The following is a 14560-nucleotide window of genomic DNA, read 5'->3' as shown; positions in this document are numbered from 1 at the left end:
TAACTACTAGCAGGAGTATTACCATGTTTGAACTTCGTCAGGCAGAGCAACGCGGCAAAGCCGATTTTGGCTGGTTACAAAGCCGGCATAGCTTCTCGTTTGCCGGCTATTACGACCCGGCGCAGATGGGGTTTTCGGCGCTGCGGGTGATAAATGATGACTGGGTTGCACCAGGCGCCGGTTTTGATACCCATGGCCATAAAAATATGGAAATTTTAAGCCTGGTGCTGGAAGGCAACATTGCCCATAAAGACTCCGCCGGTAATACCGAAGTGCTGCCAGCCGGTGAGTTTCAACTGATGAGTGCCGGTAAGGGCATTTACCACAGTGAGTTTAACGCCAGTAAAACGGCAGCGTTAAAATTCTTGCAGATTTGGCTGCAGCCAAACCAGCTGGACGGTGCACCTGGCTACCAGCAAAAAGATTTTGGCCAGCGAGACGGCTTAACACTCATTTTGTCACCCGATGGGCGTGAAGGCAGTTTAACTGTGCGCCAGGATGCGTTGTTGTATCAGCTGTTGCTGCAAGACTCAGCGTGGCAAACATTAGCCGTGGCGCCAGAGCGAAAAATATATATTCACCTTATCGACGGTGAGCTTAACGTAGCCGGGCATATTGTGCGGGCTGGGGATGGCATTAAAATTAGCCAGCAAAGCGAGGTAAGTTTAACGGCAAATCGTGCAGTAAAGGCGCTGATTTTCGATTTGCCTTGAGGCTTACTGCAGCAGGCTGCAATAGTATTATCGGCATTTTGTGCACTGGTTTAGCGGGTGTTTAACTATGCTAAGCTAGTTTTTGCCATTATCCGTAGCAATACTGGTAAACTGGCAGCAATTGACTAGGGTTAAAGCCTGTCGTCAATGTGTGCAGGCCTTTGTCAGGAGAAATAATATTGCAGCCGGGTTTAATGTTACTGCAGGACCAACAATGAGCTTTGGCGTTAGCGGCTGTGCTATGTTGCTGTTTTCTGCAGTGCTGCATTTTGCTGCGCTGGGGGCAGAGGGCGACAAGAAACTCAATATTCATTACCCACAGTTGCCGCCGTTTATTTATTTAAACGGCCAGTCTGAGCAGGTAACCGGCATTTTGCCTGAAGTGTTTGCCCCGTTTTTTAGTCAGCAAGGTCTGGACAGTCGTTATGTGTTTAATCATCCGCAGCGCGCCGAGCAGGCGTTATATCACGGTGAAATTGACGCTATGTTTGTCAGCCCAGCGTGGGTAGAAAACCCTGATGCGTTGTTGTTTTCGGTTACCGTGCTCAGTTACGACGATTACTTATTTAGCCTGAAAGCTGAAGACACCACACTGGATTTAACTGATGTGCGTGAGTTGAAGATTTGCACCCGTGAGCATTATGTTTACCCGGAACTGCAGCCCTATTTTAGCCAGCAAGGCTTTATTCGTATTGATGCATCTAGCCAGGAAGCACAGCTGAAGATGCTGCTGAACCAACGCTGCGATTTAGCCTATATGAATGACATTATTGTGCGCTGGTTAATGCAACAGCAGGTACAACCGCTAACCATTTATGCTTTGCCACAGGCGGCGGCCCGCGCCAGCTTGCGTTTAAGCCTGCATCCGCGCTGGCGTGAACTGCTACCGGCACTGAATGAGTTTATTCTGCAGCAACAACAAAGTGGCGCCATTAGCCAAGCAATACAGCGTTACGCACACTAATCAACGGTCATAAAGTAAATAAGGCTGGCGCTGCAGCATAAACTGTTGCAAATCAAGCTGCCAGCTGCTGCGAATTTCTGCTTCGGTCAGGCCTTGCTCTATCTGCAGCCGTAATTGGTTAGTGCCGGCCAGCTTATCCATAAATTCGGGTGAAGTGAAAAACACTTGTTGTTGCTGCTTAAACAACGCATGCCAGCTTAGTAAGTAGCTTAAATTAAGGCCATGCGCGTTAACCTGGCGTAAATCGGTGCCGAGCAACGGTTTATTCATTAGCGGTGGTGTTAAGGCAGCGCCGGGTGTCGAAACGGGCGTAAACTGAAAACTGCCCAGGCTAAATTTATCGTAACCAATAGCCTGAAAAGGAAACTCCGTGCCGCGACCAATACTAACTGGCGTGGCCTCAAAGAAGCCGAGTGACGGGTACAATGCCACCGCTTGTGCATTGGGTAAATTGGGGCTTGGTTTTACCGGCAGCACATAGGGCATATCGCGGCGATAATGGCTTACCGGCACTACGCTTAAGGTTAACTGCTCGGCGTCACTTATCCAATGCTCGCCTTTGATCATTTGCGCCAGCTCGGCCACGGTCATACCGTGCAGCAGTGGGATGGGGTGCATACCCACAAAAGACTGAAATTCCAACTCAAGCAGCGGGCCATCGACATAGGCGCCGTTGGGGTTTGGCCGGTCCAGCACCAGCACTGCGACATTTTGCTCGGCAGCGGCTTGCAGCAGATAATGCATCGAGCTGATGTAAGTGTAGTAGCGCACACCGACATCCTGAATATCGAATATCACCACATCCAGTTGCTGCATTTGCGCGGCGTTAGGCTTTTTGTTGGCGCCATATAACGACCACAACGGCAAGCCAGTTTTGCTGTCTGTGCCACTGTCTACCTGGGCTCCGGCATCATGATCGCCACGGAAGCCATGTTCGGGGGCAAAAATACTAACCACATTAACGTTGTGGGCTAACAACACATCGACCAGATGCTGCTCACCGACCAGTGACGTCTGGTTAACCAACAAACCCACCCGTTTGCCTTGCAGCTGCGGTAAATATTCTGCTAACTGTGCTGCGCCGGTTTGCATCGTGGCTACCGATTGCCCGGCCGGGGCTGACGCCGGATCGGCTGTGTCAGGGCGGGTTTCTGTTTGGCAGCCAACTAAGCACAGGCCAAGCAATATTGGCAGTAAGAGCTGCATGGTTATTTCTCCTGTTGCAGAGCATTGCGGATAAAGCCCTGCTGTAGGCTTAGCTGGTTGCGGCAGTGGGCAATACTCTGGCCACTTAGAAGATGCAAAATGGCCAGCTTGGCACTCATGTCGGCAGCGGTTAGCGCCTCACGGGCGGTTTCTGCCGCACAATCTGTTGCCTGCATTACAATGCGCACCGCACGGGCAACCAGCTTTTCATTACTGGCATGTAGGTCTACCATCAGGTTTTGATACACCTTACCGCTGCGGATCATCGCCGTAGTAGTGAGCATATTTAAAATCAGCTTTTGTGCAGTACCGGCTTTCATCCGGGTGGAGCCGGTGACGATCTCTGGCCCGACTACGGCACAAATACCAGTATCGGCAGCGCTTAGTACCGGTGCGTTGGCATTGCAGCTAATGGCCGCCGTGTAGCAGCCCAAGCTGCGGGCATACGCCAGGCCACCCAGTACATAAGGGGTGCGGCCACTGGCGGCGATGCCAATTAGCATATCATTGGCACTGAGCTGAATGTGCTGCAAGTCGGCAACAGCTAACTGTGGGTTGTCTTCGGCGCCTTCTACCGCTTTATAAACGGCACCTTCGCCGCCAGCGATCAATGCCACAACCTGGCTGGCTGGCACGCTAAAGGTGGGTGGGCATTCTACGGCATCTAATATACCCAGCCGGCCGCTGGTGCCTGCGCCCAGATATATTAGCCTGCCACCGGCGGCAAAGGTTGCAACAATGCGATCGGCAACCTGCGCGACCTGCGGCAGGCAGCTGGCAACACTGCGTGCTACGGTTTGATCTTCAGCATTAATGCGCTGAACGATTTCCAGGCTGGACAGCATATCAATGTCCCAGCTATCGGGGTTACGCGCTTCTGAACTCATGGCGTCGAGTTGTTGCAGTAAGGCGTCCTGTTGCACATTCGTCATGGCGTTATCCTACGGAAGAAATAATCAGTTGCTGTGCCAATATATAGCCGCCGTCCAGCGCGCTACCCCCGGCGGGCTGCAGCAGTGCACGGCTTTGTGGGCTTAGCAGTGCTGCGGTGGTATCGGCCAGGCCGCCTAATAGCACCACCGGTAAGGCAAATTGTTCGCGCGCGTGCAGCAACAACTGCTGCACGGCAGCTATGTGACGTTGCTGCAGACTTTGTGCTACGCTGCACTGCTGGGCATAGTCAAACACCAAGGGCGCTAGGGCGGCAAAGTCGTTTGGGCTGGCTGTTTTCAACCATGGCAATAACGTGGCGGCGTTATGACCAATCTGGTTTGCCACCTGTTGCAGTAACGGGCTTTGCACGCCAGCCAGGCTGTCTACTTGCCACAGTAGCTCACGCACCGTTTGTTTGCCCAGCCATGCACCGCCGCCTTCGTCGCCAATATTAAAGCCCCAGCCCCCCACTTGCTGTTCTCGGCCGTCGGGCAGTAAGCGCATAGCGACTGAGCCAGTGCCTAACGCTATCACCAGCACCGGCTGGCCTAAATTAGCGCCATACAATGACGTGCGCGCATCGGTGGTTAGCAGCAAGTGTTGATAATGATGTTGCAGTTGCTGCACAGCTTGCTGCTGTTGTTGCGGGTTACCGGCACCGGCTAAGCCCATTACGGCAACCAGTTGCTGGCTGTTGACACCCGCTTGCTGACATAAGTTGTGACTAAGCAGATTAATGTTTGCCAGCGCCTGCGAAAAATCATTAGTTAATGACGCCGGACCAGCTTGTTGCTGCCATTGCTGGCCGGTGCGGCTATTGGTCAGCCGGGCCAGCGTTTTACTGCCGCCGCCGTCGACTGTCAGGATCCACATGTTGTTACTCCTTGCTGAGCTTTAGCTGTGGTTGTTTTGCCTGCCATACATACCAGGGTGGCGATAACCGTACCAATGCACAACTGCCAGGTAAAACCTAAGTCTAGTGCCGCCAACGGCGGGCTAAGTTGGTGCAGAATATAAGGTTGCATTAGCAGGGTCACGCAAAATCCGCTGAGTAGCGCTGCCGTGACCGAATAACGGTTACCTCGCTGGCTAAACAGCGCGGTAAAAAATACCCCCAGCAATCCACTGTAGGAAAACACCATGACACTAAGGGCAAAAGCCAGCAGTGGCATAGCCGAGTATTGTTGCCAGTAAAAACACAGTATGGCCATTAAAGACAATGCCAACGCTGTGGCCAACATGCCCAGCTGCCCGGCGCGGACAAAATGTCGGGCGTCAGTATCAGGTTTGCGCTGTAACCGCCATGGCTTATACATATCGGCCACCAGTACCGACGACATAGAATTTAAGCCCGAGGTAATGGTGGATAACGCAGCGGCAATAACGCCCACTACCACTAAACCACGCAGGCCGGATGGCAATTCGTTAAGCACATAGTACATAAATACGGTAACTTTTTCGCCGGCGAAACTGTCAGCAAAGCCCTGCGCTGGCTGGTATAGGTCTGGGCGTTGATAAAAGATATATAACAAAAAGCCAATCAGAATAAACACCAACATAGTGGGGATAACCATCAGCATCGAGCTGAGCAACGCGCGCGCGCCGGCTTTATTGTCTTTGCAGGTTAGCACCCGCTGCGTCATATCTTGATCCAGACCAAAAGCCGCGATATTCAGCAAAATAAAGCCGCTTAATGCCGACCACATATTAAACACACCGTTTGAGCTGACATCAAAGCGCCAGTCGAACAACAGTAGTTTAGATGGTCCGCCTTCTGCCGGCTGCTGCAGTGCCTGAACTAACGTGGCCAGGTCCAGTCCTAGGCTGTGATACAAATAACCCAGCACCAGTAACGCAGCCAGTACATAAACAGCGCATTGCAGTGCATCGGTATAGATCACAGAGCGAATACCACCGGCAACGGTGCAGGCCAGGCCGATCAATGTTAGAAGTGCAATAGCTGCCAGCACACTGCTGGCTTGAATATTGTTAAACAGCAACATTGCGACGGCAATCGCTGCCATATATAAGCGGGCGCCACTGGCAAAAATACGGCCAAATAAATACATTTTCCCGGCATGGTCTTTGGCACTGGCGCCAAAACGCTGCTCCAGCAACTCGTATACGGTAGTGACTTTAAGCTGATAATAGCGCGGTAGTAAAAACTTGATCACGATAACAGTGGCGATTAGGGCGCCAATATTACTTGCCAGATAACTTAAGTTACCGCGAAAACCCATGTCTGGACCGCCAAGAAAAGTGGCAGCCGACTGTGAGGTCGCCAGTACAGATATCGCCACTACCCAAACCGGCATGCTGTTAGCTGCCAGAAAGTAATCGTTGCTGTTGCCGGCTTTGCGTTGATTAACCCACCAACCGGCCAATGCCAAAATGGCGAAATACGCAAAAAATACCGTCCAGTCCAGTAGCGTCAGTTGCATCGGTGCTCCGCCCGCAGGAAAAAGTAACTAACCTTACCATAAGCTATACTGTATGAGTAAAATATTCATTAAAATTTTACTTGAATGAATAATTTATTTTTGTTGTACTGCCAGCAGCTTTCGCCAAAATAACAGGATACCGCCGTGGTCATCAGCTGTTTCAGGAACCCTATGTTATGTTTACGCCGTGTTGCTTTCTTTGTATGCAGTGTGTGCAGTGTCTTCAGTGTTGTGACATCGGCTGCTGTTATGCCGGTTAACATACCCGCTGCGACGGTGCAGCAGATGCTGGGGCAAAAGTTGATGTTGGATTTGCGTTATTACTGCGCCGAGACGCCAGTAGACGGCCAGTGTCGTACGCCAATGACATCGCTACCGCCTCAGTTGGCGGCATTGATCAGCGAGCATGCTATCGGTGGCGTGATCCTGTTTGCCGAGAACCTGGCGGGGATCGAACAAATTATTCAGCTTAATCGCGAGCTACAAGCAGCTTCACTGGCATCCCCGTTGCGATTGCCGCTGTTTATTGCCATTGATCAGGAAGGCGGGCGGGTAACGCGCTTGCCCCGCAGTTTAGCTACGTCTTTTGCCGGCAATATGGCCATTGGCGCGACTTACGCCGCCTATAACACCGGCTTTGCGACAACAGTAGGACAAGTGCTTGCTGATGAACTGCTGAGCCTCGGCATTAACGTTAATTTTGCACCGACGGTAGATGTGAATGTCAATCCGCACAATCCGGTAATCAATGTCCGCGCTTTTGGTGAGGATGCCCAGCAAGTGGCCCGGCTTGGCGCTGCCATGACGGGCGCGATGCAACAACGCGGCATGATAGCCGCGTTGAAGCACTTTCCTGGGCATGGTGACACCGAAGTCGATAGCCATCTTGGCTTGCCGCGGGTGGAGCATAGTAGCGAGCAAATCCGCGCTGTCGATTTAAAGCCTTTTGCCGACATTATTCAGCAGCAGGCGCCGGGTATGATCATGACTGCGCATATTCAGTATCCGGCGCTGGACAGCAGCACCTTTGTTTCCAAAGACGGCGAGCACATGCTGAAGCCCGCGACCTTATCACGTAAAATTTTACACGGCGTGCTGCGCGAAGAACTGGCTTATAACGGGGTAATAGTTACCGATGCGCTGGACATGGCGGGTATCAGTAAATTTTTTACCCACACCGAAGCGGTAGTGCAAACCTTTGCCGCCGGTGCCGACATTGCCTTAATGCCGGTGAAACTACAGCACCCGGGCGAACTTAATGCCTTACAGCAACTGCTTGACGCATTAACGACTGCCGTAAGCGCTGGCCAATTATCCGCAACAGAACTGGCCGAGTCTTATCAGCGCATAGTGACACTAAAACAGCAGTATCCATTATTGTCGCAGGCGACAACCCAGGCGTTACAAGTGGCGCAGGCCAAGTCGAGCCTGGGTAAGCCAGAGCATCGTCAACACGAACTGGCACTGGCCAAAGCGGCGATAACACAAGTAAAGCCTGGCACGGCTGACTGGCCGCTAAAGCTCAGCGAGGCTAAAAAGCTGTTGCTGATATTGCCGGATCAGATGAAGGCACAAGCACTGGCTGCTGCGCTACAACATTATGCCCAGCAGCCGTTTGATATTGCCGTTATCAGTTTGCAACAAACCGATTTAAGCCAGGCTGCGGCGCAGATTGCGGCGGCAGATTTGCTGATCAGTGGTTTTATCTCGCCGATGCAAAGCCTGGCCGATATTGGCGGAATGGACGATTTAACCGGTATTGGCAATATTGCTGCAGCCTATAAGCGCCAGACCCAACAATACGAAGCCTTATTGCCGCTGATTAGCGCACAGAAAAAGCCGCATATTTTTCTTAGCTTGCGTGCGCCATACGATATTAGCCGCTATGGCCAGTATGCCGATGTAGTGCTGGCCAGTTATGCCTATAACACCGCAGAAGATGCCAGTGCTATGGCTGCCGGCAATGCGACCTATGAGGCGCTGGCGCAGGCACTGCTGCGACTATACCCGTTAACCGGCGTATTGCCGGTTACCGTTGCTGGCTATAACGACTGATGTTAAGCCTGTACCGGCGTTATGCCGATGCTATTTTGACGGTGCTGCCGGCTAACCGGTTGCTGGCATTAGATGCGCTGCGCGGTTTAACCATTACCGCTATGATATTGGTGAATAATCCCGGTAGCTGGAGCTATGTGTATGGCCCGTTGCGGCATGCAGAATGGCATGGCTGGACGCTAACCGACCTCATCTTTCCATTTTTTATTGTTATTGTCGGCATGTCGCTGCAACTTAGCTTAAAACAGCAGGGTTTAACCGGTAAATTTGCCATCATCCGCCATGCCGCTATCCGCGGCTTAAAATTATTTGCGCTGGGGCTGCTACTGGCGTTGTTTTATTACAATTTTCGCGATCCGGCATACAGTTATATTGAACAAAAGTTGCTAACACTACGCTGGTTGGGCGTGTTACAACGCATTGGTGTAGTGTACTTTTTTAGCGTGATTATTGTGTTGTACTGCGGTACCCGCGGTCGCATTGGTTGGTTACTGGGCTTGTGTGCGCTATACCTGGTGGGCATGTGGTATCTGCCATATACCGATTCGCAAGGTGCCCAGTTCAGCGGCTTATTAATGTTTGGCAATAGCTTTGCCGCCTGGCTGGACCACACTGTGCTGGGCGCCGGGCATGTGTATTATCGCAGTGCTACGCCATTTGCCTTTGACCCGGAAGGGCTTTGGTCTACCTTGCCCGCGATTGCCAGTTGTTTAACAGGGGTGCTGATAGCGCAGTGGTTACAAACAGAGCGCAGCCTGGTAGCTAAAATACGTGGCTTACTTTTGTGTGGCATAGTAGCAGTATGGCTGGCTGAGCTGTGGCACTTCAGTTTGCCGATAAACAAAAGTTTATGGACGCCCAGCTTTGTGCTGCTTAGCAGTGGCTATTGCGCTATTGCGCTGGCCGCTTGTCTCTGGCTTTGTGATGTAAAGCGCTGGCGGCGTTGGAGTGCGCCCTTTGTAGTGTTTGGTGCCAATGCCATTTTATTTTTTATGTTGGCGGGTTTTGCCGCCCGTGCTTTGATGATGCTATCAGTTGGAGAGGCCTCATTGCAGCAATGGCTGTACCGGGCGCTGTATCAGCCACTATTTGGCGATTACAACGGCTCGCTGCTGTTTGCGCTGAGTTTTTTACTGCTGTCATATTTGCTAATGCACTGGTGCTACAAGCGCGGTTATATTTTTAAGGTGTAGTGAGCAGAAGTGGGCTGGTAAAATTCTTGCTTTAACGTAAGCTGATGACAAAGGCCAACTAAATAGCAGGTTACAGATAGAATGAGAATAGCTGTTGCAGCATTGTTGTTGCTGTGTGTTTGTAGTCGGCTAGTGGCAGCTGAGCGTGAAGTGGTGGTGGGCGTATACCAAAATGCGCCCAAAATTACTGCTGATGCCGACGGTCAACCTTCAGGTATTCTCGGTGATCTGCTGGGTGAAATTGCCCGCAGCCAGCAGTGGCAGTTAAAACCAGTACAATGTGACTGGGCCTATTGTTTACAGCTATTGCAGGCCGGTGAAATAGATTTATTACCCGATGTGGCATATACCGAGCAACGCGCCCTGCAACTGGACTTTCATGAAACACCGGCGCTGTATAGCTGGTCGCAGCTGTATACCGCTCCTGGTGTGTCGTTAAACTCGATAGAGCAACTGGCCGGTAAAACGGTGTTGGTACTGCAGGACTCCGTGCAGCAGCACTATTTGCAACGATGGAGCACGGAGTCTGGTATTGCCGTGCAGCTCAGCACCGTGCGCTCTATGCCCGAGGCTTTTGCATTACTATCGGCAGGCCAGGCTGAGGTGGTGGCGGCAAACCACTATTTTGGTCAAGCCCAACGCAATAAGTACAATTTGACGCAGAGTAATGTCATTTTTCAACCGTCCCGGCTGTTTTACGCAACAAAAAAAGGTTACAACCAAGACCTGCTAACGGTAATTGAAACCCGGCTGGCACAATGGCAAAGCAACGCCAGCTCGCCGTACTATCAAGTTCTGCAACGTTGGGGTACCAACACACCACAGCGCCAGGTGCCACAGTATGTTTGGTTGATACTGGCGATGTTAAGTAGTTTGTTACTACTGGCACTAGCCGGCGCCTGGTGGTTAAAGCGCCAGGTGTCAGATAAAACCCGCCACTTGCAAGTCAGTGAAGATCGTTTAAACACCATTCTAAACAGTGTTGATGCGCATATTTATATCAAGGATATCAAAGGCCGTTATCAGTATGTTAATCGTAAAGTGGCGCAGTTATTTGGCTGCGAGCCTGCTGAAGCGGTTGGGCGACGTGATGATGCCTTTTTTGATGCTGCGTCCAGCGCCAACATACAACAAAATGACCAGAAAGTATTACAGCTTGGCGAGCGGTTGGTAGAAGAAGAATACAATACCTCATTAGATGGTGAGCAATCCCATACCTTTTTGTCGGTGAAACTACCTTTGCGTGACAATCGCGGCCACATATATGCTCTCTGCGGTATTTCTACCGATATTACCGAACTTAAACAACATCAGCAGGAAATTCATCAGCTGGCATTTTATGATGTGTTGACCGGCTTACCGAACCGACGCATGGTACTGGAACGTTTAAAACATGCGGTCGAGTTTAAACAGCGGCAAACTGACAGTGCCCAGGGCGCCTTGCTGTTTATCGACCTGGATCATTTTAAGGATTTAAACGACAGCCTGGGCCATGCTATGGGCGACCAGCTGTTGCAGCAAGTCGCACAGCGGCTGCAAACCCATTTACGTAAAGTTGATACCCTGGCGCGGCTGGGCGGTGATGAATTTGTGGTGTTACTAACCGACCTGCATCCGGACATCGAGTTATCCAGCCAAAAAGCCAGCCTGATCGGCGAAAAGATTGTCCAGCTATTGGCAGAACCGTTCGAATTGCAGGAGCGGCCTTATACTATTTCAGCCAGTGTTGGAGTGGCGATGTTTTCTGATGGCTGTAATAGTGATGAACTGTTACAACGTGCTGATTTAGCTATGTATGATGCCAAAGACCGCGGCCGTAATGGTGTGCGGTTTTTTAATCAACAAATGCAGGCAGATGTTAGTAGCCGTGCCGATATTGTCAACGGTTTGCGCTTGGCATTAGCGCAGCAGCAGTTTGTGCTACATTTTCAGCCGCAGCTGCAGCGTGATGCCGGGGTTGTCGGCGCTGAAGTACTGATCCGCTGGCAGCATCCGACTGAGGGCATGATAGCCCCGGCGCATTTTATTCCGGTGGCAGAAAGCAGCGGCCAAATTCAAGCGATCGGCCGTTGGGTATTGCAGCAAAGTTGCCACCAGTTGGCTGAATGGGCACGCTGGCCAGAAACTGCCAATTGGTATTTAGCAGTGAATATTAGTGCTCGTCAGTTGCATTCCAGCGGCTTTGTTGCAGAAGTGAGTAAGGTGCTGCAAGACAGTGGTGCCAGGCCACAATGTTTGGTATTGGAAATTACCGAAAGTCAGCTGTTGCAGGATATCGACAGCGTTATTGCTAAAATGCAGCAACTCACCGCGCTGGGTGTGCGGTTTTCACTAGACGATTTTGGCACCGGCTATTCTTCATTAAGCTATTTGAAACGCCTGCCATTACGCCAGCTGAAAATAGACCGCTCATTTGTACGCGACATCCTGACCGATCCCAACGACAAGGCTATTATCAAAACCATCCTGGCGTTAGGGCAAAGCCTGGAGCTGGCCGTTATTGCCGAAGGGGTGGAAACCGACGACCAATACCAGAAACTGCTGCAATTGGGCTGTCAGCAGTTCCAAGGCTACTATTTTGGCAAACCTGAGTCCCTAGATGTATTTATGAAAAATTGTAAATAGTAAAAAAATTGCATTAAATATATTGATTTTAAGTTTCCTTGTATTTAGCCTATTTGGGGATAATTAACAGGGAGAGTGTGTAGAAATGAAAGGAATATTATTTTTAATCGGGATAATCTGCTTTTCAATATGTTTAAGTGCCGGCGCGAACGTTGTGCCAGATGGCTATTCAACGTATATCGAGTCATCTGACGCGCAGATCGCGACAAAGCATAACGGCCAAGCAGTTTACATAGAGAACAGCAGTCCAGACAATAAAATCTTTATAGATGTCACTGCAGATGATGCCGTTTTTTGGTTTAGTGATGGTAGCTATATTCAAATTGATCCGGCCAACGAAAGAATCACTCAAGCTGGGCGGTTAAGACCACGATAGGTGATGTAACATTCTGTTCACGTTGGACAATTCAATAGAGGCGACTATGAAGCAGCAATCAAAAAGCCATAAAGAGCCATTCTTATCAGGTATGAATATATTTTTTATAGTTGTAGCGATATTCATACCAGTTTTCTCAGAAATTCATCGTTACTACATTCGCTCGGTTAATCCAAGGGTGGAGTATTCATTCAGTGATTTCATCACCGTCTTAACTCTATGCTTCATATATTTATTTGGTGTGCTGTTTGATGTGTTGTTCCGGCAACACAAGCGTATTAAAGCGCTGGAGCTGCAAGCTAAGGCCACAGAGGAAGATTAGATGACAGCGCAAAGCCAAATCACTAACGAACCTTTTATGTCATGGGGTATAAAAATTTTAATAGCGCTGGTGCTAACCTATTTTGTTTATCAGCTTGGCTACGCGTTTTATCTAAGCTACGCCGACGCCAGAATAGCTGACAGTTATCAGGTATCCTGGACAGGGGTGCTGATTATACTGACAGGTGCTGCGTTGGATACTTTGTACCGGCAACATAAACGCATCAAAGCGTTAGAGTTAACTGTGCAACAACTGCAAAAAATACACAGCGCTAAGCAAGATTAAGCGTGTAGCGCCCGGCGACACAGGTGACATAGCTGCAGCAGTGCGGCATTAAACTCTTCATCGTTATGATTAGCAATACCCAGCACCAGACCTGAGCGCACCTTGCCGTCGAAGCAATAGCGGCTCAGTGGCTGGGCTTTAATATGCTGCTGACTAAGCGCTGCTAATAACGCGGCTTCATCTATAGGTTCTGGAAACTCCAGTACCAAATGTAAACCGGCATCCTGAGCGTATAAACGACAGTTAGGCAATAACTCAATTACAAGCTGAATGGCTTGCTGTTTTCGCTGTTGATAAAAGCGGCGCATCTTACGTAAGTGACGGCCAAAATGGCCTTCACTGATAAAATCGGCCAGTGTAGCTTGTGGTAATAATGGTACGTCGCCGTGCAGCGCTTGCACTATCGCCGCCGCTTGGCCAATTACGCTTTTGGGTGCCACCAGATAACCTAGCCGCAAGCCAGGGAACAGGGTTTTACTGAACGAGCCGACAAACAACACGCCTTCGCCGCCGGCTAGCCCCTGCAAGCTGGCAATGGGTCGGTGCTGATACTGAAATTCACTGTCGTAGTCATCTTCTACCAGCCAGACAGCATGCTGGCGGGCCCAGTCCAGCAGTGCCAGCCGGTTTGCCAGCGGCATAATACCGCCCAGCGGATACTGATGCCCCGGCGTTAAAAACAGCGCTTTAGCCTTAGTAATGGCAGGCAGGCCATTGGTATCCAGCCCGTTCGCGCTGCTGGCATCCAGATGCTGAATCGCTAACTGACATAGTTGCAGTGCCTGCTTTAGGCGGGGATACCCCGGCGTTTCCATCAAAACCGTGTCATTAGCACGCGCTACCAGCTTAGCGGCAACAAACAGCGCCTGCTGGGCACCCGCCGTAATTAGGATGTTGTGTTCATCACAGCTCACTTGCCGCGCCTGACGCAATAGGGCACTAAAGCCTGGCGTAAGGGTAAATAGCCCAATGGGTCGGCAAAGCCGCTTAATGCCACACGGTTGCTATGGCGCTGCTGCAAACGTTGCCACAGTGCATAGGGGAAATGCTGCAAAGCAGATACGCCCGGCTGCAGCAAGCCATTAACCGGGCCCTGCTTTTGTGGCAGGCTGTAATGTTGCAGCGGTAAAGGTTTCACAGTGACAGCACTAGCAGGCTGCGGCTGAAAATATTGCTCAGGCAGGCTGCAAACCTGATAACCACGACCGGGTTGGCCCTCAATATAGCCTTCGGCGACCAGTTGTTGCAGTACCTGATTCACCGTGTTGCGGCTCAGTGATAGATCAGCCGCCAGCTGGCGGCTGGAGGGCAACAATGCGCCGCCGGGCCAATTGCCGCCTAACAGTTGCTGCTGCAACAGCTGGTATAACTGCTGTTGCAGGCTACCCTGACCACTTAATTGCAGGTTGTTAGTCAGTAGACGCAACTGGATCCCTTACTTTGTTAA

Annotated in this window: 14 protein-coding genes; 8 read left to right on the top strand and 6 right to left on the bottom strand. The window is 50.8% G+C overall.

Annotated elements, in window-relative coordinates; translation table 11 throughout:
* Window positions 1-23: 23 nt before the first annotated feature.
* Together I4W93_RS08455 and I4W93_RS08450 are read left to right on the top strand one after the other, a co-directional pair.
* A complete protein-coding gene (locus I4W93_RS08455; protein WP_205309790.1) occupies window positions 24-713 on the top strand; it encodes a pirin family protein in 690 nt (229 codons plus the stop codon).
* 214 nt (window positions 714-927) lie between these two features.
* A complete protein-coding gene (locus I4W93_RS08450; RefSeq protein ID WP_205309789.1) occupies window positions 928-1677 on the top strand; it encodes a substrate-binding periplasmic protein in 750 nt (249 codons plus the stop codon).
* Here I4W93_RS08450 and I4W93_RS08445 read toward each other — a convergent pair whose 3' ends face one another.
* From I4W93_RS08445 to I4W93_RS08430, 4 genes are read right to left on the bottom strand one after another with little or no spacing between them, the layout of a single operon-like run.
* Window positions 1678-2883: an exo-beta-N-acetylmuramidase NamZ family protein gene (locus I4W93_RS08445; protein ID WP_205309788.1), complete on the bottom strand. Its 1206-nt coding sequence runs from the start codon at window positions 2881-2883 to the stop codon at window positions 1678-1680. It abuts the gene before it with no gap.
* A 2-nt stretch (window positions 2884-2885) separates the two neighbouring features.
* The gene (murQ, locus tag I4W93_RS08440; RefSeq protein ID WP_205309787.1) at window positions 2886-3815 is read right to left on the bottom strand and encodes an N-acetylmuramic acid 6-phosphate etherase; all 930 of its coding nucleotides are present in this window, start codon (window positions 3813-3815) and stop codon (window positions 2886-2888) included.
* A gap of 4 nt (window positions 3816-3819) precedes the next feature.
* Window positions 3820-4689 carry a glucosamine kinase nucleotide-binding domain-containing protein gene (locus I4W93_RS08435; RefSeq protein ID WP_205309786.1) on the bottom strand — a complete coding sequence of 290 codons (870 nt, stop codon included), beginning with the start codon at window positions 4687-4689 and terminating at the stop codon, window positions 3820-3822.
* Complete coding sequence (locus tag I4W93_RS08430) at window positions 4677-6257, bottom strand: sodium:solute symporter (RefSeq protein WP_205309785.1); 1581 nt, start codon at window positions 6255-6257, stop codon at window positions 4677-4679. Before I4W93_RS08430 ends, I4W93_RS08435 begins: the two co-directional genes overlap by 13 nt.
* Window positions 6258-6506: 249 nt before the next feature.
* Here I4W93_RS08430 and I4W93_RS08425 point away from each other — a divergent pair, with 249 nt between their 5' ends.
* The 6 genes from I4W93_RS08425 (at window position 6507) to I4W93_RS08400 (ending at window position 13113) form a co-directional block, all read left to right on the top strand.
* Window positions 6507-8312 (top strand): glycoside hydrolase family 3 protein, encoded by a 1806-nt coding sequence (locus I4W93_RS08425; RefSeq protein ID WP_224673341.1) that lies wholly within the window; start codon window positions 6507-6509, stop codon window positions 8310-8312.
* A complete protein-coding gene (locus I4W93_RS08420; RefSeq protein ID WP_205309783.1) occupies window positions 8312-9505 on the top strand; it encodes an acyltransferase family protein in 1194 nt (397 codons plus the stop codon). Before I4W93_RS08425 ends, I4W93_RS08420 begins: the two co-directional genes overlap by 1 nt.
* Window positions 9506-9586: 81 nt before the next feature.
* Window positions 9587-12130 carry an EAL domain-containing protein gene (locus I4W93_RS08415; protein ID WP_205309782.1) on the top strand — a complete coding sequence of 848 codons (2544 nt, stop codon included), beginning with the start codon at window positions 9587-9589 and terminating at the stop codon, window positions 12128-12130.
* Between the two features lie 85 nt (window positions 12131-12215).
* Window positions 12216-12506, top strand: a complete 291-nt coding sequence (locus I4W93_RS08410; RefSeq protein WP_205309781.1) for a hypothetical protein — start codon at window positions 12216-12218, stop codon at window positions 12504-12506.
* A 46-nt stretch (window positions 12507-12552) separates the two neighbouring features.
* Window positions 12553-12828: a hypothetical protein gene (locus I4W93_RS08405; protein WP_205309780.1), complete on the top strand. Its 276-nt coding sequence runs from the start codon at window positions 12553-12555 to the stop codon at window positions 12826-12828.
* Window positions 12829-13113, top strand: a complete 285-nt coding sequence (locus tag I4W93_RS08400; RefSeq protein ID WP_205309779.1) for a hypothetical protein — start codon at window positions 12829-12831, stop codon at window positions 13111-13113. It abuts the gene before it with no gap.
* On the opposite strand, the gene I4W93_RS08395 is transcribed toward I4W93_RS08400, so the two are convergent.
* Both I4W93_RS08395 and I4W93_RS08390 read right to left on the bottom strand, forming a co-directional pair.
* Entirely contained in the window at window positions 13110-14027 is a 918-nt protein-coding gene (locus I4W93_RS08395) for an aminotransferase-like domain-containing protein (protein WP_224673340.1), read from the bottom strand. The two genes, I4W93_RS08400 and I4W93_RS08395, sit on opposite strands and share 4 nt — an antisense overlap.
* A complete protein-coding gene (locus tag I4W93_RS08390; RefSeq protein ID WP_224673338.1) occupies window positions 14024-14539 on the bottom strand; it encodes a GntR family transcriptional regulator in 516 nt (171 codons plus the stop codon). Before I4W93_RS08390 ends, I4W93_RS08395 begins: the two co-directional genes overlap by 4 nt.
* Window positions 14540-14560: the final 21 nt, after the last annotated feature.

The sequence above is a fragment of the Rheinheimera maricola genome, from assembly GCF_016918075.2.
Classification (GTDB): domain Bacteria; phylum Pseudomonadota; class Gammaproteobacteria; order Enterobacterales; family Alteromonadaceae; genus Alishewanella; species Alishewanella maricola_A.
Note: the sequence above shows the minus strand (reverse complement) of the source record. Positions and strands in the feature narration are given on the sequence as shown.